We start from the raw sequence: 20790 nt of genomic DNA, 5'->3' as shown, positions 1-20790 counted from the left end.
CTATTTCTCCTGCTGTCCGCGCAACAGGTAGCTTTGCGCGAGCGTGACGATGGCAAGAACAACGAGCATGCAGACGACACTTGCGGATGCCGTACCCTGCGACTGGAACTCAAAGCCCTGGAGGTAGGAGTAGAGCGCCAGGTTGGTCGTTGCCCCCTGAGGTCCGCCCTGGGTCATGATCAGGATTGGGGTGAACATGCGGGTGGCGGTGATCGTCACCATGAACAGCGCCACGACGATACTGGGCCGCAGCTGCGGCAGCGTGATCTTGCGGAAAATCTGCCAGTCGTTGGCGCCGTCGAGCTGTGCCGCCTCGTGCAGCTCGCGCGGAATGGCCTGGAGGCCGGCGAGGAAGATCAACAATGGCAGGCCGACATCTTTCCAGACGGTCATGACGACGATCGACACCAGCGCCTGGCTGCCGCCGGTAAGGAAAGGCTGCGTTGGCAGGCTGACAGCGTGGAGGATGGCGTTGAACAGGCCGCTGCTGGGCTCGTACATCTGGTTCCAGATGAGCGCTGTCACGGCCTCGGAGGCGGCGAGCGCACCGATCACCGCGTTGCGGGCCCAGGTCGTTCCGGGCAGGCGCCGGTCGAGCAGCACTGCGAGCAGCAACGCCAGGGGGATGGTCATCGCCAGCATCAGCACGATGTAGAGAAAGGTGTTGAGCAAAGCGTAGCGGAAGGCCGGATCGGCGAAGATGTCGACATAATTGCCGAAGCCGACCCAGCCGGTCGATGACTGGTCGAACGGGCTGAACGATTGCAGGCTGTTCAAGACAGCGGTGATCAGTGGAAGATATTGGAACATGGCGAGCGCCACGACCGCCGGCAGGATCATCACCGGACCAAGGATCGTGTTGCTGTTCTGGCCGGTCCACTGGCGCTTTCGTCCGCGCGCAGGTGCCGTCGTCGGTCGCATGGAATTCTCCTCCGCTTGCTCAGGCGACATCGTGCGACGGCCCGTCGGGCCGTCGCGTCAGATGTGATGGCCTTCCGGTTAGCGCCGGTACTTGGCCAGCAGGCGGTCGATCTTGGCGGCCGTGTCAGGCAGGACCTTTGCCGGATCAGCGCCGAGCGCGATGTCCTTCACCGCCGGGTTCATGGCGTTGAAGTAGTCGAAGTAGCCCGGGCTGCGCGGCACGCTGTAGGAGGCGTCGGACAGGGCCTGGGCCATCTTGAACGGCTGCTCGGTGGCGAACACGCTCATCTGCTCGCGCAGAGAGGTGCGCGACGGCATCGAGCCCCAGGTCTTGTGGAAGGCAAGTCGGTTCTTGTCATTGCAGAGATACGACAGCAGCGCGACGGCTTCCGCCGGGTGCTGCGACTTGGACCAGACGAGCGGGGCATCCGAGCCATTGCCGTTGAAGACGATGTTGCCCTTTGGCGGCAGCGACACGCCCCATTTGAACGGCGGCTCCTTGCCGGGCACGCGGAAGCGGTTGGTGAAGTTGAGACCGCCGAAATAGGTCGCGGCGAGCCCGCCCGGATACTGGTTTGGCACGGGACCGAGCGGCGTCAGGCCCTTGGCGAACAAGCTCTGATAGAAGCGCATGCCCTTGATCGCCTCAGGCGTGTCGATATGGCCGGAGACGGTAAGGCCATCCTCGCTGATGCCCATCAACGTCATGTAGGCGGCGGAGTCCTTGGCGGCGTTCGGGTCGCCCTGGGAACGGATCCAGATGCTTTCGAGCTGGCTGTAATTGGCTCCGGGTCCGCCGTTGCCCTGGCCGGCTGCTGCAAGCGCCCAGGACTGGCTGTCGCCGGATTCCTTGAGCTTGGCATTCATCTCGACCAGATTGGCGACGAGCTCTTCGTCGCTCCAGCCGCCGTCGAGGCCGGTGACTTCGGGCGGCGTCTGCATCTTGACCTTCTCGAACAGGTCGCGATTGAAGTAGAGCATCATCACGCTGGTTTCCCAGGGCACCGAATAGAGGTTGCCGCCCGAGGATGCCGCGGCGCGCAGATTGGCCGGGATGTCGTTGATATAGTCGGCGCTGAGATAGTCCTGGACCGGCAGGGCAACGCTGCCGGCGTGGTAGGCGTCGGTGAAATCGGTGCGGCCCATCATGATGTCGGGGGCGTCGCCCGATGCGATGTAGACCAGCAGCTTCTTTTGCAGGTCGCCGTAAGGCACCTTTTCCTCGACGATCGAAATGTTGGGGTATGCCGCCTTGAACTCGGCATAGGCAGCTTCGAGAAGCGCGTTGACGTCAGGGGTGAAGTCCTGGCGCATGAAGCGCAAGGTCACCGGCTCGCCGGACAATTCGGGGCCGGCATAACCGCCAAGGTCGAGCTTGTAGCTGCCCTGGGCGCGGGCGCTGCCGATGAGCCCCCTGGAGCCGATCGCCCCGGTCAGCGCTGCCCCTGCCATTCCTGCCAGGATAGCGCGACGCGAAATCCCGCCCTGCATTTTCAGATCATCTTGCGCGGCCATGGTTCCTCCTCATGCCTGCTTGATTGACGCAATACGGTAGCCTCCGGCACCCCGGACAAACGCCCAGGCCGGCAAAGAAACCGCTCCTCACTCCCAACGTCGCCGCATCCTGGTCTCCTCTCCATCCCGTATCGGGATGTTGGAAGATTGGATACAACAGCAGAAACAATACTCAGTGACGGCCGTGTACGAGCGGACGCATATGCTATTCACCGATTCGGCCTGGGAGGCCGATCCTTGAGACTTGCCCCAAGGGCTTCATGGCCTCAGGTAAGCCGTGCTCCATTTCTGCCAACCAAGATTTGCACTTATTGGATACACATACAAGTAGGTTGTGATACATTATTGTACACAATGATGACGGAAATGAGCGAAGGTGGGCATGTGTTGTCGCAAATGATCGTAAACGCGCCGCCTGGCGTTTGGGCTGCGATGTCGGTCGTTCCGCCGGCGGTTGGCGCGGCGAAGCTGAACCCATTTTCGATTGGTCTCGCCATGCTTGTATGTTAGGAATAACTAATTCCTCGTAGGGGTGGCTTTCGGCAGCAGCATCATAAGTTGCGCCGGGCCATGGCCGGAAACCGGTCGACGAGGGGCATGGAAAGCGGAGGATACGATGTTCGCATTTCATCTTGGCATGGACGGCGGTTGAGCATGGGCTCGACGGGCGAGCCCTGGCGCGTCGGCGTCCTCTTCTCGCAATCCGGAGACACCGGAGCGATAGAGGAGACGCAGCTCAAAGGCACGATGCTGGGTATCGCCGAAATCAACGCGGCGGGGGGCATCAATGGTCGCGAGATCGTGCCGATCATCTATGATCCCACATCCAGCACCGAACTCTATTCCCATTATGCGCGGAAGCTGTTGATCGAGGATCGCGTCACAACGATCTTCGGCTGCTACACCTCGACAAGCCGCAAGGCCGTGCTGCCGCTGGTGGAGCGGGTCAACGCATTGCTGTGGTACCCGACGCGTTACGAGGGCTTCGAATTCTCGCCCAACATCATCTACACCGGGTCATCGCCCAACCAGAACACCATCGAGCTGATCAACTACCTGCTCGCGACCCACGGCAACCGGTTTTACCTGCTGGGCACCGACTATTGTTATCCCCGGCGAACCAACCGGATCGTGCGCGATCTCGTCTGTGGCCAGGGCGGCACGATTGTCGGCGAGGAGTATTTGAGTTTCGGTGCAAGCCCGAACGATTTCCGTCCGATCATCCGCGAGCTTCGCGACAACAAGCCGGACGTCATCTTTTCGACCATCGTTGGCCAAGCGATCTCCCACTTTTACCAGGCCTATGCCGACGCAGGATTCAGCCCGGACAACATGCCTATCGGCAGCCTGAACACCTGCGAGGCGGAACTGCGCCTCATGGGGCGGGACGTCGGCGCCGGGCATATCACCGCAGCGACCTATTTCGAGAGTGTGGAGAATGACGAGAACGACCGCTTCGTCCGTCTCTTCAAGCAGCGTTTCGGCGACGATGAGTCGACCAACATGTGCGCTGAGGCTGCATATTTTCAGGTTCATCTCTTCGCCCAGGCTCTCGCCGAGACGAACAGCATGGATACCGACACCTTGCGTCCGGCGGTGCTCGGCCGCGAGATGGCGGCCCCTCAGGGCCGGATCGGCATCGACTACAAAAACAGCCACGCCGAGCTTTGGACGCGGATTGGCAAAGCTGACGACCGCGGCCGGTTCGACATTCTGCGTGAATCGATGGTCGCGCTTAGGCCAGACCCATTTCTCGTGACGTAAGGGTGATCAATTTGCCGGCAGTACGCGAGGATCGGTCATGAGCGGCCCGATTGTTTCCAAAGGCTCGCATGGTGCAGCCGCCGATGGTTCTCAGCGAGCCAGCGGCGCACAACCGAGGGCGACCCGCGGATCGGGAGGTGTGCAGGCCGAATTGCGCCAGTCAACAGTGCTGCTCGTCCATCCGCGTGACAGCGAGGGAGAAGCCGTGCTGCGTGAGATCAGGCGGGTCGGATGCCGCGTCGAGATGGCTTGGCCAGCACCAACGTTGCCGCCCATCGGGTTCGACTTCGCACTGGTGGCTATCGATGCCGACGTGCTTGCCGCCGCCCCGTGGCTTTCCGGGGCGCCGCCGGTACCCGTCATTGCAGTGGTAGATGGGGACAAAGGCGTGCCAGTCGACGTGCTCAGGCTTTCCAACGCCCAGGCGGTGTTGGTCAAGCCGTGCCAGCCAGCGGCGATACTCTCCAATCTTGCCCTGGCGCGCAATATATTCAGCTATGAGCGGCGGTTGCTGAACAAGGTGGCGAAGCTCGAGGAAACATTGCATGCCTCGCGCCAGATCGAGCAGGCCAAGCTCATCTTGATGACCCAGCGCAAACTGCGCGCCAACGAGGCATACGACTACCTGCGACGGCAAGCCATGACCAAGCAGATGTCGGTTGCGGCAATCTCCGCTGCCCTGGTTGACGCCTACGGATTGATGGACTAACATCCAAGTGTTCGTGAGGCCTGTGGGTCTCCGGTGGCTCCAAGTGAGCCAATCTCCGCAGCAAAAGCGCTGCGTTTCATAGAGGATCAAGATTGACCTCGCGCAAACTCAGGTTTCTGAGTGCGCGGGGTTTTTGCGTTTTTCTACCGCCTGCGGATCGCGCCCGGAGAAATACGCCAGGAGGTTTGAGGTAGGAAGCAACTGACCCTGGCGGGTCGGAAAGAATACTTGTTGCCTGATCGGAACTATCGCAACGGCCGGCCTGAGCGGGGCGGCTGAACCCTGAACTATTGCCAAATGCAGGAGGTAGCTATGGCGCAGTGGAAGATAGACAAAGAAGTTGACTATGAAATCTTCGAGCTTGGAGATCTGAAGCTCCAAAAAGGCATGACCCTTCCCGACGCAAAGCTGGCATACAAGACGTTTGGCCGGCTGAACGCCGACAAGAGCAATGTCATTGTCCTGCTGACCTACATGGCCTCGACCCACTACGACAATCAGTGGGTCATCCGTGAAGGCGGCGCGCTCGACCCGAGCAAGTATTTCATCGTTATCCCCAACGTCTTCGGCAACGGCCTGTCGTCCTCGCCGAGCAACACGCCCGCGCCATACAATAAGGCGCGCTTTCCGCATGTCACCTACTACGACAATATCAAAGCACAGCATCGCCTGCTGACCGAGAAGTTCGGCATCACCAAGATCAAGATGGTCACCGGTTGGTCGATGGCCGCCGCGCAGACGTTCCATTGGGCAGCGCTCTATCCCGACATGGTCGAGACAATCTGCCCGACTGCCGGCTCAGCGAAGACGGCAAAGCACAACCACGTCATGCTGGAGGGCGTGAAGGCGGCACTGACGGCAGACGATGCCTTCAAGGACGGCTGGTATGACGACCAGCCCTTCAAGGGCCTGCGCGCCATGGGGCGCGTCTATGCCGGCTGGGGCTTCTCGCAGGAATTCTTCCGCAAGGAGGAATATCTCGAGCTCGGCTACGCCTCGGTCGAGGACTTCATCGTCGGCTATTGGGAGCAGTGGTTCAACCTGCGCGACGCCAACAACATGGTCGCCATGATCCGCACCTGGCAGTCCGGCGACATCAGCGACAACGAGCTCTATAACGGCGATTTCCGCAAGGCGCTCGGTGCCATCAAGGCCAAAGCGATCGTCATGCCGGGCGACTGCGACCTCTATTTCCCCCCGGAAGACAGCGCGTTCGAGGTTGAGCATATGCCGAACGCGGAACTTCGTCCGTTCCGCTCGAGCCACGGGCACTTTGCCGGCGGCTCCGGCCTCAGGCAGGCGGATGTGAAGTTCCTGGACGAAGCCTGGCGGGAGTTGCTGGCGAGCTGAGCCGCAACGTCTTTCCTTTCCGAACATGAACTTGGACCGGGCCTATCCGACGGATAGGCCTCAAAGCAAAGGGGAACGCAAATGATAATAAATTCAAGCGTCAATCGCCGGTCATTCCTGAAGACGACAGCAACTGCTGCGGCAAGCCTGGGCCTGATCGGCGCCGGTGGCCGCGCTTTCGCGCAAGAAGACACGATCAAGATCGCCAGCCTGCTCGATCTTTCCGGCGGTCTCGATGCGGCCGGAAAGCCGATGCAGGACGCCATCACCTTCGCCGTCGAAGAGATCAATCAGGCAGGCGGGTTGCTGGGCAAGCAGATCAGCCTGATCACCTATGACACCCAGACCGACATGCGGCTCTATCCGCAGTATTCCCAGCAGGCAGCTTTGAAGGACAAGGTGTCTGCCGTGTTTGGAGGCATCACGTCAGCCTCCCGCGAGGTGATGCGGCCGGTACTTCGGCGGCTCAACACGCTTTATTTCTACAACACCCAATATGAAGGCGGTGTCTGCGACCGCAACATCTTCTGTACCGGCATCACGCCGGCCCAGAAACAATCCAAGCACGTGCCCTATGCCATGAACAAATGGGGCAAGAAGATCTACACGCTGGCTGCCGACTACAATTACGGCCAGATCACCGCCGCATGGACGCGCAAATACTGCACTGAAAACGGCGGGCAGATCGTCGGCGAGGATTTCTTCCCGCTCGACGTGACCAACTTCGGATCGACGATCCAGAAGATCCAGGAGGCCAAGCCGGACTTCCTCTATCTCGTCCTGGTCGGCGGCGCGCATCAATCATTCTACCGCCAGTGGGCCGCCGCCGGCATGAACAAGCAGATCCCGATGGCGTCGACGACGATGACCATCGGTGGCGAGCAGATGGTGCTCTCGCCCGAGGAAACCAACGGTATCCTGTTGTGTTTCAACTATTTCGAGGCGCTCGAAACGCCGGCCAACAAGGCCTTCCTGGAACGTTTCCACAAACGCTTCGGTGCCGACTATCCCTATGTGACCGAGCTGGCGATGGCGACCTACCAGTCCGTCTATCTGTGGGCGGAAGGGGTCAAGAGGGCGGGCACCGCCGAGCGCATGCCGGTGATCGAGGCGCTCGAGTCCGGCATCAGCCTCGACCTGCCCAGCGGCAAGTTCTCGATCGACCCGCAGACGCATCACTGCGTCATGGACATCAATATCGGCCAGATCCAGGACCGCAAGATCAACATCCTGGAGAGCTTTTCGCAGCAGCAGCCGCTCGACACCTCGGGCGTCTGCGATCTCAAGAAGAACCCTGACGACAACTCGATGTACGTCATCAAGGTCTGAGCGACCCAAAAAAGCCTGCGGGTCGTTCGGTCGCGTTGGAGCGAACGACCCCGCAGCGATCCAGGAGGCCTGAAATGGACCTGCTCGTAGTACTTTCCTTTGAGGCTCTCAAAGCCGTTGCAAGCCTGGCACTGATCAGCGTCGGACTTGCGATCATCTTCGGCATGATGAGGGTGATCAACCTCGCCCATGGCGAGTTCCTGATGCTTGGCGGCTACGCGGCGATTGTCGCCACCAAGGCCGGGATCAACATCTGGATCGCCACGCTGCTTGTCAGCCCGCTCGTGGTGGGGGTGATCGGTGTGGTCATCGAACGGACGATCATCCGCTTCCTTTATGGCCGGCCGCGCGACACCATGCTGGCAACCTGGGGGCTGAGCCTTCTGCTTGTCGGTCTGGCCACCACCATTTTCGGCAATACCACCGAGGGCATATCGGCACCGGCCGGCTCGCTGCAGATCGGCGACTATCGCATCGCTGCTTACTCGCTGATCATCATCGTCATCGCGATTGTTGTGTTTGCCGCGATCTGGGCTGTCTTCCGCTTCACGCGCTACGGGCTGATCGCACGCAGCACGATGCAGAATGCCGACATGGCCGCCGCACTGGGCGTCAATCCATCGCGTGTCTATGCCGTCACATTCGGCGTCGGCGCGGGTCTTGCGGGCCTTGCCGGCGGCGTCATGGCGCCGATCACCGGCATCGTGCCGACGATCGGAGCTGCCTATGTCGCGAAGGCATTCATCACCGTCATCGGCGGCGGGCCGGCGATCCTTGCGGGCACAGTTTCGGCCTCGGTGCTGTTCGGGGCGATCGACCAGATCATCACATATCTCTCTACCCCGGTTATCGGCGAGGTTGCGCTTTTGGCGGCCGCCGTCGTGCTGCTGCGGTTCATGCCGCAAGGCATCACCGGGCGTTTCTTCAGGAGGGCGGCATGACCGCGAGTTTGCAAGGCAACGGCGGACTGATTGCCGCCACCGTGTTGGGGCTGGGCCTGCTTGTGGCGCTGCCGCAGCTGTTCGATCCCGTCACGATGATCGAGCTGACGTCTTATGTGATCATGGCGATCCTGGCGCTCAGCCTCGGGCTGATCTGGGGTTATGGCGGCATCTTGTGCTTTGGCCAGTCGGCCTTCTTCGGTATCGGCGCCTATGCCTACGCCATCGCCGTCATCAATTTCGGCGACAGCACCATTCCACTGCTGCTTTCAGTCATCGTTCCGGGCCTGTTTGCGGCACTGCTCGGCTACTTCTTGTTTTATGCGCGCATCACCGACGTCTATTTCGGTGTCATCACGCTGACGGTGACATTGATCCTCTACAAGGTGATGGGCGCGACCTCAGGTTCCCAATATGTCATCGGCACCGCACCGCTCGGCGGGTACAACGGCATCCCTGCGGTTCCGCCGCTGAATTTTCCAGGCCGGCCCGAGCTCGTCTTGTCCTTTGACGGCCTGTTCTACGCCGCGGGTCTCACCTTGCTGGCGGTCTATGTCGGCTTGCGGCTGATGTTGAAGAGCCGTTTCGGCCAGGTCGTCGTTGCCATCCGCGAAAACGAACGCCGCGCCGAACTGCTTGGTTACGACGCGCGTTTCTACAAGCTTGCGACCTTTACCATTGGCGGCGCCATCGCCGGCCTCGCAGGCTGCCTGTTTGCCAATTGGGGCATGTTCATCAGCCCCGATGTCTTCGGGCTGGCGCAGTCGGCACAGGTGATCATCTGGGTGATCGTCGGCGGCACCGGCACGCTGCTTGGTCCCATCGTTGGCTGCTTCGCCATCCAGTGGATCGCAACGAAGCTCGGCGCCCAGCAGCTTCTCAATGCCAACCTGGTGCTGGGCACGATCCTGATCGGCTTTGTCCTGCTGGTCCCCAAGGGCGTGGTGCCGACCATCGGTGATGCTCTCCGGCGACTGAAATTTCGACCCTACGTCGCGCCGCTGGTCGAGCAGAGGAGGGTGCCATGACCTCGACCGATTGCATCCTCGAGACCCGAGGCCTTGAAAAACGCTTCGGCGGTGTCGTTGCCATCGCAAGCGTCGACTTCAGCCTCAAGCAGCGTGAACTGCGTTGCCTGATCGGTCCCAACGGGGCTGGAAAGAGCACCTTCTTCAAGATGCTGACGGCACAGCTCAAGCCGACGACCGGCCAGATCTTGTTCGACGGCATCGACATCACACGGGCCCATCCGCATCAGGTCAGCCGGTTGGGCATCGGCATCAAGAACCAGGTGCCCGATGTCTTCAACAACCTGACGGTTGCCGAAAACATCTCGGTTGCGGCTAGGTCGCGACATGGCAAGGCCCGCGCCGCTGCCAAGGGCAAGGACGTCATGGAGCGGCTGGGGCTGACTTCCCTGACGGGCAGGCTGGTTGGCGAGCTTGCCCACGGCCAGCGCCAATGGGTCGAGCTTGCCATGGTGGTGGCGCTCGAGCCCAAGCTCATCTTGCTCGACGAGCCGGCGGCCGGAATGACGGCGGATGAAACCAACAAGACCGCTGAACTCATCCGCGAGGTCAACAAGACGGCCGCCATCGTCGTGGTTGAGCACGACATGCAGTTCATCAAGCAGATCGCACAAACGGTGACCGTCTTCCATCAGGGGCGGGTGCTGATCGAGGACACGATGGAAAAGGTCCAGGGCAACGAATTGGTCCGCGAAGTCTATCTGGGGAAATCCGAAGATGATTGAGGTCAAGAATCTACACTCCGGCTACGGCCGGATCCCGATCCTGCACGGCATCAATTTTGCGATGAAACCGGGCGAGGTCGTTGGCATCCTCGGCCATAACGGCATGGGCAAGACGACGCTGCTGCGAACGCTTGTCGGCCAGATCAAGACGACGCAAGGGCGCGTCGAGTTCGATGGCCGCGACATCACCTTTGCCAGCGCGTCCGAGCGCGCCCGTGCCGGTATCGGCTACGTGCCGCAAGGCCGTGACATCTTCCCTCTGCTTTCGGTCATGGAGAACCTGAAGATGGGGGAGATCATGCGCGGTGGCGAAAGCGCCATAGCTGAGATGCTCGGGCATTTCCCGGTGCTGAAGGATCTGCTCGACCGGCCCGGCCGCGGGCTGTCAGGTGGACAGCAGCAGATATTGGCACTGGCCCGTTGCCTGGCCGGACGCCCGAAGCTGGTGCTGCTCGACGAGCCGACCGAAGGCATCCAGCCCTCGATCGTCGATCTGATTGCTGAAAAGCTCGGCGAACTGAAGGTCACTTTGGGCCTCGGCATTATCCTGGTCGAGCAGGATATCCGCTTCATCCGCCAATTGGCCGACCGAGTGCTGATCATCCAGAAGGGCGCGTTCGTTGCCGAGATTTCGCCGGATCAGCTCTACGACAGGGAAATTGTCGACGCGCATCTGGGGATCTGACTTGGGAGGCCCGCTGCGCCACGAGTTCGCAACGGGATACGCAACTTGCGGCCAACTGTTCCAGGGGAACGTTGAATGTTGAAGCTGAATTCCATTGTCGGACTGGCGGCCGACCAACAGTTGAGCGCCCGGCTCCATCTGCTGGACCACGAAGGCCGGGTCGAGTTCATCATGCTCGACTCTGCCGAGATCGCGCGCCGGCGTCTGTCGGCGAGAACCGATCGCGGCACGCTCTGTGAAATTTCCCTGCCGCGCACGCAGCGGCTTGTCGATGGCGCGGTGCTGTTGCTCGAGGACAAGCGCGCCATCGTCGTTCGCGCCGAGCCAGAACGGTGGCTGGTCTTCAAGGCGGCCGATGCCGCCGCAGGTATCGAACTGGGATACTGCGCCGGCAACATGCACTGGCCGGTGCGTTTCGAAGGTGATCATCTCTACGTCGTTGGCGAACTTGGATCGGGCCACGTTCTGGACAGGCTCCATCATGTGCTCGACCGGGGCGCCGTGATTTTTCTCGGCGAAGAAAAATGACTGGTCCGTGCCGAGACAGAGGTACACACGAGGCGTTGAAAGCGAGCGAAATACCTGAGCCGACCCGACGTTTCAGGAGCAGCACCTGTTTGCAGTGGTGACGGGACGGAACCGAAGCGCTGCCAAGGCGCGTTGCCTTTCTTCGGCTGGCAGGATATTGCTACGAGACTGGAAACAGTGGCGTTTCCCAATCTCCCCAAGCAGACTCTGTCCGGCATATGCCGATGACCGGTGCAACTTTGTTTCGACCTATTTGATGGGTGGCTTAAATCGCATGGCGAATGGTGACTGGCGGGTTGGCGTCTTGTTTTCAAGCAGCGGAGTAACCGCAGCGGCTGAGACGGCTGAAGCAAACGCGACTCGCCTGGCAACCGAAGAAATCAATGCTGCCGGTGGCGTCCTGGGGCGTCGGATCGAACCGATTTTCTATGATCCGGAATGCTCGGCCAAGAAGTACCAGGAGCTCGCCGTTCGTCTCCTTGCTGAGGACGGGATCAAAGTCATCTTCGGCTGCTACATGTCGTCGGCGCGAAAAGCCGTCCTGCCGGAAATCGAAGCCTATCGCGGCATGCTGTTCTACCCGACCTTCTATGAAGGGTTCGAATACTCCACGCGCTGCTTCTATACCGGTTCGTCATCGAACCAGAATGCGGTCCAGCTGGCGCGCTACCTGATCGACAATTATGGCACCCGGTTCCTGTTGGTCGGCTCGAACTACGTCTTTCCTTACGAGTACAACCGTGTCGTCATGGATCTGGTGACCAGAGCCAAGGGCACCATTCTCGACGAAATCTATGTGCCCGTCGAAGCGGTGCCGAAGGATTTCAACCGTGTCATCAAGCAGATCGGCAAGCTGAAGCCCGACATCGTGGTCTCAACGGTGGTCGGCACTGGCGCTGTCATGCTCTACGAAGCCTACAAGCAGGCTGGCTTCGACGTCGCGACGATGCCCATAGCCAGCCTGACGACGACCGAAGCCGAAGTCGCCGAGATGGCGCCGGCGATCGCAGCCGGGCACCTGACGTCTGCCTCGTTCTTCGAAACACTTGACACGCCGCAGGCGCGGCGGTTCGTATCGGCCTACAAGCAACGCTTTGGTGCTGATGCGCCAGTCACGGCGGGTGCCGAGGCGGCCTATTTTCAGGTCCATCTCTACGCCAAGGCCCTGGAACTGGCTGGCACGGACGAGCCGGAAGCGCTGGCCAAGCATCTCGCCGGGCTGGAGTTCGACGCGCCGCAAGGGCGAGTACGCATTGACCCCGACAACCACCACACCGAACTGTGGTCGCGCATCGGGAGAGTCAACGCGGAGGGCAAATTTGACGTCATCTGGCAGTCCGAAACGCGGATCAGGCCGGATCCCTATTTCGTCACGGCCTCATTCGATGATTGGATGAGCAAACCCCATCAGCTGAAACGCAAGGCGTAGCGGATCGTTTTCGGTGCCAACCAGGATACTCCAGGACCTGAAAGGCTTGCGCGTCCAAGTCATCCATCCGCCCGATCAGGCGGGGCTGGCCCTGGTCGAGCATCTCCGGCGCATCGGCTGCAGCTGCGAGACGACCTGGCCGTTGCCAGATACGATAAATCCTTCGGCGGTGGTGGTGCTGGTTTCGATCGAGCAGGAAAACCGCGACAAGATCCTCAGCCTGTTCCGGCCGGTGCAGCCGTCCGATCCGGCCCTGGTGGCGGTGGTGACCTACGAGGATCCGAGCACGCTGCAGGTGGTGCTGGAATGCGGGGCACTTGCGGTCATCGAGCGCCCGATCCGCCCGTTTGGCCTGCTGACCAATCTGACCATCGCACGCGCGCTCTGGCTCGAGCGGCAGAATGCCAGCAAGCGCATCCGCAAGCTGGAGCGAAAGCTGGCCGGCAACAACCGCATCCTGCGTGCGAAGAGTATTCTGATGGAAACGCAAGGGCTTAGCGAACAAGATGCGTATGAGAACATTCGCCGGCAAGCGATGGCGAAACGCGTTCCGATGGACGATCTGGCGAGCGCGATCATAAACGCGCATGAGCTCTTGACGTTCAAGGATATGCGTGACTAGTATGAAACATAATTGACGCCGGGTGAAGCTCGGATGTCGGTACGGTGTGAGACAATGTGGTCCGCACCGAGTGGCTATGTAGCCCGCAGACTCCTCATCGGAGTTGGCGGGCTTTTTTGTTTTTCGGCTTCCGACAAGGCCGTCGGCAGCCGTTGGTTCGATTTGCAGCACTTCTTGACGCTCGTTGGTCAGCGCATGCGAACGCGTGCGCGACATCGCCTTTGCTCGGCGGCGGCTCACCTCACTTCGGTCGGGCCCGTCGTCTCCTGCCTGGGAGGTTTTTGCGATTGTAGAAGAATACATCGGTAAAATATCTAAAACTTGGCAAATTTCTGAGTCCGCATAAGTAATGTGGAAAATAGTTTTGCGCAAATTTTTAAATAGAATTAAAAATATACTGAAAAACTATTTGCTTATTATAATTTTCTAATACAGCCTGTACATGGTCGCGAATGGGGCGGCTTCACAAAAAATCAAACGCACAACGATGCGAACAGGAGGACCAATGAAGAACCAAGATAGGCGTACCTTTTTGAAGGCGTCGGGTCTCGCGGCCGTCGGGCTGGCCGCGCCGGCGATCCTGCGTCTCGGCGACAAGGCCTGGGCAGCCAACGAGATTCCCGTCGGCATCATGTATTCGCTGACCGGGACCACGGCGATCGTCGAGAAATCGATGAACCAGTGCGCCCAGATGGCAATTGACGAAATCAACGCCAAGGGCGGTGTCCTTGGCCGCAAGCTGCGCGCGATCATCGAGGATCCAGCGTCCGAACCGCGCATCTATAGCGAAAAGGCGCGCAAGCTGACGATTGAGGACCAGGTCCCCGTGATCTTCGGCTGCTATACCACTGCCAGCCGCAAGGCTGTCCTGCCGGTCGTCGAGCGGCGCAAGGGCCTTCTCGTCTGGCCGACCTGGTATGAAGGCGAGGAGTGCTCCAAGAACGTGCTTTATGCCGGCTCGGCGGTGCCCAACCAGCAGCTGGAAAATTCGCTGCCGTGGCTGCAGAAGAACCTGGGCAAGAACAAGGTCTTCATCGTCGGCTCCGACTATGCCTTCCCGCGCGGCATGGCCAAGACGTCGAAGACGATCTGCGAAAAGATCGGCATGCAGGTCGTCGGCGACGAGTACCTGCCGCTCGGCCACACCGAATGGGCCTCGATGGTCTCCAAGATCGGCTCCAGCGGCGCCGATGTGATCTTCTCCAACGTGGTGGGCGACTCGATCGTCGCCTTCTACAGGGAGCTGCGCAACCAGGGCTATGATTTCGACAAGCTTCCCTTGTGCTCCTCAACGACCACGGAAGTTGAGATCAAGGCGATGGGCCCCGAATATGCGCTCGGAAGCTACGTCTCGCTGCCCTATTTCCAGACGGTCGACACGCCTCAGAACAAGGTGTTCGTTGAGGCCTTCAAGGCCTATGCGGGCGCCGATGCCGTTACCCACGCGGCGATGGAGGCGGTTTATGTCGGCGTCAACATGTGGGCGATGGCCGCAGAAAAGGCCGGCGACCTTGCACCGGAAGCGATCGTTGCCAGTGCGGGCGGGCTGTCCTTCGACGCGCCGCAGGGCAAGGTTACCATCGACCCCGACAACCTGCACAGCTACCTGACGCCACGCATCGGCAAGACCCGCGCCGACGGCCTGCTCGACATCGTCGACCAGTATGCCGAACCGCTCGTGCCGCTACCTTATTCCAGCGTAGGCGAGACAGCGGAGAAGCGGATCTGCACGACGAGTGGGGCAACGCTCTAGCCCTGGACGGCCAGTGGTGTCGGCGCGGATCTTCGCGCCGGCACGATCCCACCGACAGACGCGGATGGAAGCGGCATGGAAACATTTGTCATCGGCCTGAGTATTGCATCAATCCTGTTCATGGTCGCCCTCGGCCTGGCGATCATCTACGGCACCATGAATGTCATCAATCTCGCCCATGGCGAGATGGTGATGATCGGCGCCTACACCACGGTGCTGGCAACCAAGCATCTCGGCTTCAACACGTATCTGTGCCTGCCGCTGGCGTTCCTGGTAACCGCGACGTTCGGCCTGATCATCGAGCGCACTGTCGTGCGTAGGCTCTATGGCCGGCTGCTCGACACCTTGCTGGCAACATGGGGTATCGCGCTCATCCTGCAGCAGCTAATCCGGATTCACTTCGGGCTCGGGCTGTTCGGTGTCGAGATCGACGGGCTTGGTTCGGATCTGCAGAACGTCCCAGTCCCTGCCGAATTGCAGCAGGCCTTTCAACTCTTCGGCGCCAACATCCCGGTCTATCGGGCCTTCGTATTCGTCGCCGCGTTGGCATTGGGCGCCATCACCTGGCTCCTGATGTTCAGGACGCGTTTCGGCAGCCAATTGCGCGCCGTTTCGGTCGCCCGGAACACAGCCGCTGCCTGCGGCATCAACGACAAGCGCGTCAACATGCTGGCCTTCGCATATGGCTCCGGCCTTGCCGGCATCGCGGGCGTTTTGGTGTCGGGGTTCAAGACCGTATCGCCCGATATGGGCACGCCCTATGTCGTCGACGCTTTCCTCGTTGTCGTCGCCGGCGGCGTCGGCCATCTGCTCGGCACCTTCGCCTCGGCAGGTATTCTCGGCGAGGTGCAGAGCTTCGTCGCCACCTGGGCAAACGACGTCTACGGACGAACGGTCCTGTTCGCCGTCGTGATCTTCATTCTCCTCTTCAAGCCTCAGGGTCTCTTCGTCACCAAGAGCCGCTGAGCTTGGCTGCAACATGGACGAGCGCATGACACACCGCACCGCATCCATAATCGCCTACGTCGCTTTCTTCGCCGTTGTGCTGGCCCTTCCGCTGGTGCTCAACAGCTTCTGGACCAACCGGGTTGCGATCTATCTTGTCTATTCGATCTGCGCGATCGGCATCAGCATGTCGTGGGGCTATGCCGGCATACTGAGCCTTGGCCAGGGCCTGTTCTTCGGCATGGGCGCCTACATGCTGGCGATGTCGCTGACGCTGGCCGTGCCAGACAACAACCCAGTGCCGCAGCTCATGCTGCTCAACATGGAGCCGGATGCGGTTCGCGACCTCTGCTGCGTCACGACAGGCTCGTTCCTGTGGATTCCGTTCCGGTCGATTGCGGTCGGCATGATCGCCGCGATCATCGTGCCGTGCATCCTGGCCGCCGGCATCGGCTACGTCATGTTCAAGCGGCGCACGACAGGTGTCTATGTCAGCATCATCACGCTGGCCTTTGCTCTGATCGGGCAATTGCTCATTATCAACAATCAGCCGCTGACCGGCGGATTCAATGGTCTGGCCGATCTGGCGCTGCTGGAGATCGGGGGCTTCGAGTTCGATCCCTACGGGCCGAGCGCCTACTATGCCGTAGCGTTCACGCTGATCGCGGTGATCCTGCTCGCCCGCTATATGCTTGCCGGACGCATCGGCCAGGTGCTCAAAGCCATTCGCGAGGATGAGGCGCGCGCCCGCTACCTCGGCTACGACGTCGAGAACTACAAGCTCTTCATATTCTGCGTCTCGGCCGGCGTCGCTGGCCTGGCCGGGATGCTGTTCACGCTCACCTCTGAGTTCGCAACGCCGTCGCTGATGGCGACGTCGCTCAGCATCTCCATGGTGATCTGGGCTGCGACCGGCGGCCGTGCGTCCCTGCTCGGGGCCTGCATCGGCGCGTTGATCGTCAATTTCGTCGGCTCACTCGCCAGCGAAAGCGCGACCTTCCAGCCCGTATGGCCGATCATCCTCGGGCTGCTGTTCGTCTTTGTTGTGCTGTTCATGCCGAACGGGATCGCCGGGATTTTCAAGGCCTTCATCGAGCGCTCCGGCAATGCGACAAGGCCGAGCGCTTCGGAGGACCGAACTGTCTGCAAGGGAGGCATGATCGATGAATGCCGTTCATAGACCATCTCAAGCAGCGACTGCATCGGCGGCGCCCATCTTGCGGACACAGAACCTGACTGTCCGTTTCGACGAGTTTCCCGCCGTGCGCGACGTGGACCTATCGATCGCTGACGGCGAGCTCAGGGTGATCATCGGCGCCAACGGCGCCGGCAAGTCGACCTTGCTCGATCTGCTGTGTGGGAAGACCCTGCCGTCCGAAGGCGAGATCTGGCTGCATGACCGCAACATCACCGGCATTGGCGAAGCGGCCATCGCCCGCAGTGGCGTCGGCCGCAAGTTCCAGACGCCGACGGTTTTCAAGGACATGACGGTGCTGGAAAACCTGCAGGTGGCGAGCAACCGCCGTGTCCGTGTCTTCCAGAACCTGTTCGACCGCGTGAAATCAGGGCCGAATGACAAGGAGATTGCCGTTGCCGAGCGAACCGGCCTGCTCGGTTCGATGAAGCGTAAGGCATCCGAATTGTCGCATGGCCAGCTGCAGTGGCTGGAACTGGCGATGGTGCTGAGCCAGGACCCCAAGATCATCCTGCTCGACGAACCCGCCGCCGGCATGACGGCGGCTGAAACCGACAAGACGGCCGAGTTGCTGCTCGATCTCGCCGGCGGCCATACGGTGCTGGTGATCGAACACGACATGGCCTTTGTCCGCCGCATCTGCCGGACCATCACCGTGATGCATCAGGGAGCAGTGCTTGCCGAGGGAACTGCGGAAGAGATCGAACGCAACCCCGCAGTAATCGAGGCCTATCTTGGATCGGCGACGCTCAGCCATGCTTAAGTTCAAAGACCTGAATGTGTTCTACGGAACCAGCCACATCATCCACGATCTCAACCTTGAAATCCGCAAGGGCGAGGTCTTCTGCATCATGGGGCGCAACGGCGTGGGCAAGACGACGCTATTGCGTAGCCTGCTCGGCATCAGCGTGCAGACCAAAGGCGCCATCGAATTTGAAGGTACCGACATCAGCCGCGATCTCACCTACCAGCGGGCGCGGCGCGGCATCGGCTACGTCCCGCAGGGCCGCGAGATCGTGCCCGGACTCAGCGTGCTCGACAACATCCTGCTGGGCTGCAACGCGCGGGCGGATGGACAAACGTCGGTGCCGCCGCTGGTCTGGACGCTGTTTCCGTTCCTGAAGGACCACCTCCACCGGCGCGGCACCAACCTCTCGGGCGGCCAGCAGCAGCAGCTGGCGATTGCCCGTGCGCTCGCCACCGACCCGAGCATCCTGGTTCTCGACGAGCCCACCGAGGGCATCCAGCCCAACATCGTCGAGCATATCGAAGAGGCGATTGTGTCGCTCAACCGGGACCACGGCCTGACCATCATCCTCGTCGAGCAGAAGATACGCTTCGCCCGTACCGCAGCGCACCGCTTCGCCATTCTGGAGAAGGGACAGATCGCGGCGACCGGCGACACCACCGACCTCAGCAATGAACTGATCCACAAGCATATGGGCCTCTAGCCGCGAACGCGGCCGACGACCCAAACGTCAAGCGCAGAAAGGATTTTGAGATGCTCCGAGTTGAAAGTGTGCTTGGCAGCCGGGCGGATCCGAGGTTGCACGAAGCCATCCACCATCTCGAACATCACCATGCTGTCGAGTTTGTGACGGTTGCGGTTGGCGACCTCGACCGACGGCGGCTGATGGCGCGGACCGACAAGGGCGAGGAGGTGGCGATCACCTTGCCGCGTGACCAGAAGCTGCATGACGGTGCCGTGCTTCTGCTCGACGATCAGCGCGCGGTGATCGTTAGGGCTGGTGAACAACGCTGGCTGAGGTTTTCGCCGCGTTCGGCCAGCGATGCGCTGGAACTTGGCTATCACGCCGGCAATCTTCATTGGCGGGTGCGCTTCGATGGCGACGATCTTCTCGTCGCCCAGGACGGGCCGGCAGCGGGTTATGCCGCACGCATCGCGCCTCTGCTGTCTGGTGGACGGGTCGCGATGACCGAGGAGGCCGAATGAGCCTTTCGGCGACAAATCTTCTGGTTGCCCTGCAACATGGCGACGGGCAGTTTCCCTCGGGCGGCTTTGCCTTTTCGCAAGGGCTCGAGGCATCGTCGTCCCTGGCCGAGCGGCTGGGTGCGTTCGACTTCGCGGGTTTTGTCGATACCCAGATTGTCCATCGCTGGGCCGGCGCGGACCGTGTCGCTTTGGTGCGGGCACACAGGCTTGCCGGCGATCTCGACGCGCTTGCCGAGCTCGACCGGGAGGTCGAGGCCTCGACCTTTGTCGAAGGGCTGCGGTCTGGTTCGCGGCGTAACGGTGCGGCACTTTTGACCACGCATGAGCGGATCGGGACCAAAGGCGCTGGCGCTTACCGCGGGATGGTCCGCAAGGGCACCGCCTGCGGTCATCTCGCTATTGTCCAGGGGCTATTATGGCAGGCGCTCGGCCTCGACGAGCCAACGGCTGTTGCGATCGGCGGCTACCAGATGGTCGCCTCACTGGCGACCGCAGCGGTGCGGCTTGGCGTCGTTGGCGCCATCGACGCCCAGGCGGTGATTGCCCGGGCGCTGCCCAGGATCGAGGCGGCGACGAGCAAGGTCGTCACCGATGATGAGCCGCTGCGTTCCTTCACGCCGCTTTGCGAGATCGCCGTCGCCCTGCACGGTGCATCGGGCCAGCGCCTGTTTTCCAATTGATGAGGAGCGCATGTCATGCTGCTGACCCCGACCGAACTTGAACGCCTGACGATCTACACGGCGGCCGAGCTTGCGCGCAAACGCCGGGCCAAGGGCTTGTTGCTCAACTATCCCGAAGCGGTTGCGCTCATCTCCGACGAGATCCTCGAAGGTGCGAGGGAAGGGCGCTCGGTTGCCGAGATGATGTCGATCGGCTCCGCCATCCTGACCCAGTCCGACGTCATGCCAGGCGTGGCGGCGATGCTGCCGATGCTGCAGGTCGAGGCAACCTTTCGCGATGGCACCAAGCTGGTCACCGTGCATGAGCCGTTGCGGCCGGCAGCCGGTGCCGCCGCCGACGATCTCGAACCCGGTGCGATCATCACCGAAGACGGTGAGATCGAGCTGAATGCCGGCCGCCGCAAGTTGACGCTGAAGGTCGTCAACACCGGCGACCGTCCGGTGCAGATCGGCAGCCACTACCATTTCTTCGAGGTCAACAAGGCGCTCGACTTCGACCGCGCGGCTGCCTTCGGCATGCGCCTCGACATCGCAGCCGGCACCGCCGTGCGTTTCGAGCCTGGACAAGAGAAGGACGTTCCGCTCACCACCTTCGGCGGGCAGCAACTGCTTTCCGGGCTGAATGGCCTTTCGAATGGCCAGGCCGACGATGCGGCGGTGAAGGCCGCTGCACTTGATAACGCCCGCGCCCGCGGCTTTCGCGGCGCCTGAGGGGAG

Annotated in this window: 21 protein-coding genes; 19 read left to right on the top strand and 2 right to left on the bottom strand. The window is 61.1% G+C overall.

From position 1 onward, the window contains the following. Positions 1–921, bottom strand: a complete 921-nt coding sequence (locus tag ACHMW7_RS01800; protein ID WP_395446179.1) for a carbohydrate ABC transporter permease — start codon at positions 919–921, stop codon at positions 1–3. Positions 922–999: 78 nt separating this feature from the next. Further along, the gene (locus ACHMW7_RS01795; RefSeq protein WP_395446178.1) at positions 1000–2436 is read right to left on the bottom strand and encodes an extracellular solute-binding protein; all 1437 of its coding nucleotides are present in this window, start codon (positions 2434–2436) and stop codon (positions 1000–1002) included. 654 nt (positions 2437–3090) lie between these two features. On the opposite strand from ACHMW7_RS01795, the gene ACHMW7_RS01790 reads away from it, so the two are divergent. The 19 genes from ACHMW7_RS01790 to ACHMW7_RS01700 all read left to right on the top strand — a co-directional run bounded on the left by ACHMW7_RS01790 (position 3091) and on the right by ACHMW7_RS01700 (position 20784). Beyond that, positions 3091–4200: a transporter substrate-binding domain-containing protein gene (locus tag ACHMW7_RS01790; RefSeq protein ID WP_395446177.1), complete on the top strand. Its 1110-nt coding sequence runs from the start codon at positions 3091–3093 to the stop codon at positions 4198–4200. 37 nt (positions 4201–4237) lie between these two features. Further along, complete coding sequence (locus tag ACHMW7_RS01785; protein WP_395446176.1) at positions 4238–4909, top strand: ANTAR domain-containing response regulator; 672 nt, start codon at positions 4238–4240, stop codon at positions 4907–4909. Positions 4910–5221: 312 nt separating this feature from the next. Beyond that, positions 5222–6259 (top strand): alpha/beta fold hydrolase, encoded by a 1038-nt coding sequence (locus ACHMW7_RS01780; RefSeq protein WP_395446175.1) that lies wholly within the window; start codon positions 5222–5224, stop codon positions 6257–6259. Positions 6260–6340: 81 nt separating this feature from the next. Beyond that, a complete protein-coding gene (locus tag ACHMW7_RS01775; RefSeq protein ID WP_214390629.1) occupies positions 6341–7588 on the top strand; it encodes a transporter substrate-binding protein in 1248 nt (415 codons plus the stop codon). 74 nt (positions 7589–7662) lie between these two features. Continuing rightward, positions 7663–8529, top strand: coding sequence for a branched-chain amino acid ABC transporter permease (locus tag ACHMW7_RS01770; RefSeq protein ID WP_395446174.1), 867 nt, complete (start codon positions 7663–7665; stop codon positions 8527–8529). Next, positions 8526–9557: a branched-chain amino acid ABC transporter permease gene (locus ACHMW7_RS01765; RefSeq protein ID WP_395446173.1), complete on the top strand. Its 1032-nt coding sequence runs from the start codon at positions 8526–8528 to the stop codon at positions 9555–9557. Before ACHMW7_RS01770 ends, ACHMW7_RS01765 begins: the two co-directional genes overlap by 4 nt. Further along, positions 9554–10282 (top strand): ATP-binding cassette domain-containing protein, encoded by a 729-nt coding sequence (locus ACHMW7_RS01760; protein WP_395446172.1) that lies wholly within the window; start codon positions 9554–9556, stop codon positions 10280–10282. Before ACHMW7_RS01765 ends, ACHMW7_RS01760 begins: the two co-directional genes overlap by 4 nt. Continuing rightward, positions 10275–10967: an ABC transporter ATP-binding protein gene (locus tag ACHMW7_RS01755; protein WP_395446171.1), complete on the top strand. Its 693-nt coding sequence runs from the start codon at positions 10275–10277 to the stop codon at positions 10965–10967. The genes ACHMW7_RS01760 and ACHMW7_RS01755 overlap by 8 nt, the downstream gene beginning before the upstream one ends. A gap of 75 nt (positions 10968–11042) precedes the next feature. After that, a complete protein-coding gene (locus ACHMW7_RS01750) occupies positions 11043–11495 on the top strand; it encodes an urease accessory protein UreE (protein WP_395446170.1) in 453 nt (150 codons plus the stop codon). Between the two features lie 274 nt (positions 11496–11769). Next, positions 11770–12924 carry a transporter substrate-binding domain-containing protein gene (locus ACHMW7_RS01745; RefSeq protein WP_395446169.1) on the top strand — a complete coding sequence of 385 codons (1155 nt, stop codon included), beginning with the start codon at positions 11770–11772 and terminating at the stop codon, positions 12922–12924. A 13-nt stretch (positions 12925–12937) separates the two neighbouring features. Next, the gene (locus ACHMW7_RS01740) at positions 12938–13546 is read left to right on the top strand and encodes an ANTAR domain-containing response regulator (protein ID WP_395446168.1); all 609 of its coding nucleotides are present in this window, start codon (positions 12938–12940) and stop codon (positions 13544–13546) included. 505 nt (positions 13547–14051) lie between these two features. Continuing rightward, positions 14052–15299: a transporter substrate-binding domain-containing protein gene (locus tag ACHMW7_RS01735; RefSeq protein WP_395446167.1), complete on the top strand. Its 1248-nt coding sequence runs from the start codon at positions 14052–14054 to the stop codon at positions 15297–15299. 75 nt (positions 15300–15374) lie between these two features. Beyond that, positions 15375–16265, top strand: a complete 891-nt coding sequence (urtB, locus tag ACHMW7_RS01730; protein ID WP_395446166.1) for an urea ABC transporter permease subunit UrtB — start codon at positions 15375–15377, stop codon at positions 16263–16265. A gap of 25 nt (positions 16266–16290) precedes the next feature. Next, positions 16291–17424, top strand: coding sequence for an urea ABC transporter permease subunit UrtC (gene urtC / locus ACHMW7_RS01725; RefSeq protein ID WP_395446165.1), 1134 nt, complete (start codon positions 16291–16293; stop codon positions 17422–17424). Continuing rightward, entirely contained in the window at positions 17408–18202 is a 795-nt protein-coding gene (gene urtD / locus ACHMW7_RS01720; protein WP_395446164.1) for an urea ABC transporter ATP-binding protein UrtD, read from the top strand. Before urtC ends, urtD begins: the two co-directional genes overlap by 17 nt. After that, on the top strand, positions 18195–18890 hold the full coding sequence (urtE, locus tag ACHMW7_RS01715) for an urea ABC transporter ATP-binding subunit UrtE (RefSeq protein ID WP_395446163.1): 696 nt from the start codon (positions 18195–18197) through the stop codon (positions 18888–18890). The genes urtD and urtE overlap by 8 nt, the downstream gene beginning before the upstream one ends. Positions 18891–18940: 50 nt before the next feature. Further along, positions 18941–19393, top strand: coding sequence for an urease accessory protein UreE (ureE, locus tag ACHMW7_RS01710; RefSeq protein ID WP_395446162.1), 453 nt, complete (start codon positions 18941–18943; stop codon positions 19391–19393). Continuing rightward, the gene (locus tag ACHMW7_RS01705) at positions 19390–20073 is read left to right on the top strand and encodes an urease accessory protein UreF (RefSeq protein WP_395446161.1); all 684 of its coding nucleotides are present in this window, start codon (positions 19390–19392) and stop codon (positions 20071–20073) included. Before ureE ends, ACHMW7_RS01705 begins: the two co-directional genes overlap by 4 nt. A 15-nt stretch (positions 20074–20088) precedes the next feature. Beyond that, a complete protein-coding gene (locus tag ACHMW7_RS01700) occupies positions 20089–20784 on the top strand; it encodes an urease subunit beta (protein WP_395446160.1) in 696 nt (231 codons plus the stop codon). The last annotated feature ends 6 nt before the right edge of the window (positions 20785–20790 follow it).

Source organism: Aminobacter sp. UC22_36 (assembly GCF_044056035.1).
Classification (GTDB): domain Bacteria; phylum Pseudomonadota; class Alphaproteobacteria; order Rhizobiales; family Rhizobiaceae; genus Aminobacter.
Note: the sequence above shows the minus strand (reverse complement) of the source record. Positions and strands in the feature narration are given on the sequence as shown.

Coding starts and splice junctions, on each gene's coding strand:
- urtB (WP_395446166.1), top strand. CDS start 15,375: ATGGAAACATTTGTCATCGGCCTGAGTATTGCATCAATCCTGTTCATG.
- ACHMW7_RS01765 (WP_395446173.1), top strand. CDS start 8,526: ATGACCGCGAGTTTGCAAGGCAACGGCGGACTGATTGCCGCCACCGTG.
- ACHMW7_RS01760 (WP_395446172.1), top strand. CDS start 9,554: ATGACCTCGACCGATTGCATCCTCGAGACCCGAGGCCTTGAAAAACGC.
- ACHMW7_RS01800 (WP_395446179.1), bottom strand. CDS start 921: ATGCGACCGACGACGGCACCTGCGCGCGGACGAAAGCGCCAGTGGACC.
- ACHMW7_RS01745 (WP_395446169.1), top strand. CDS start 11,770: ATGGCGAATGGTGACTGGCGGGTTGGCGTCTTGTTTTCAAGCAGCGGA.
- ACHMW7_RS01770 (WP_395446174.1), top strand. CDS start 7,663: ATGGACCTGCTCGTAGTACTTTCCTTTGAGGCTCTCAAAGCCGTTGCA.
- ACHMW7_RS01775 (WP_214390629.1), top strand. CDS start 6,341: ATGATAATAAATTCAAGCGTCAATCGCCGGTCATTCCTGAAGACGACA.
- ACHMW7_RS01790 (WP_395446177.1), top strand. CDS start 3,091: ATGGGCTCGACGGGCGAGCCCTGGCGCGTCGGCGTCCTCTTCTCGCAA.
- ACHMW7_RS01795 (WP_395446178.1), bottom strand. CDS start 2,436: ATGGCCGCGCAAGATGATCTGAAAATGCAGGGCGGGATTTCGCGTCGC.
- ACHMW7_RS01755 (WP_395446171.1), top strand. CDS start 10,275: ATGATTGAGGTCAAGAATCTACACTCCGGCTACGGCCGGATCCCGATC.
- ACHMW7_RS01705 (WP_395446161.1), top strand. CDS start 19,390: ATGAGCCTTTCGGCGACAAATCTTCTGGTTGCCCTGCAACATGGCGAC.
- ACHMW7_RS01750 (WP_395446170.1), top strand. CDS start 11,043: ATGTTGAAGCTGAATTCCATTGTCGGACTGGCGGCCGACCAACAGTTG.
- urtC (WP_395446165.1), top strand. CDS start 16,291: ATGACACACCGCACCGCATCCATAATCGCCTACGTCGCTTTCTTCGCC.
- urtD (WP_395446164.1), top strand. CDS start 17,408: ATGAATGCCGTTCATAGACCATCTCAAGCAGCGACTGCATCGGCGGCG.
- ACHMW7_RS01780 (WP_395446175.1), top strand. CDS start 5,222: ATGGCGCAGTGGAAGATAGACAAAGAAGTTGACTATGAAATCTTCGAG.
- ureE (WP_395446162.1), top strand. CDS start 18,941: ATGCTCCGAGTTGAAAGTGTGCTTGGCAGCCGGGCGGATCCGAGGTTG.
- ACHMW7_RS01700 (WP_395446160.1), top strand. CDS start 20,089: ATGCTGCTGACCCCGACCGAACTTGAACGCCTGACGATCTACACGGCG.
- ACHMW7_RS01735 (WP_395446167.1), top strand. CDS start 14,052: ATGAAGAACCAAGATAGGCGTACCTTTTTGAAGGCGTCGGGTCTCGCG.
- ACHMW7_RS01785 (WP_395446176.1), top strand. CDS start 4,238: ATGAGCGGCCCGATTGTTTCCAAAGGCTCGCATGGTGCAGCCGCCGAT.
- urtE (WP_395446163.1), top strand. CDS start 18,195: ATGCTTAAGTTCAAAGACCTGAATGTGTTCTACGGAACCAGCCACATC.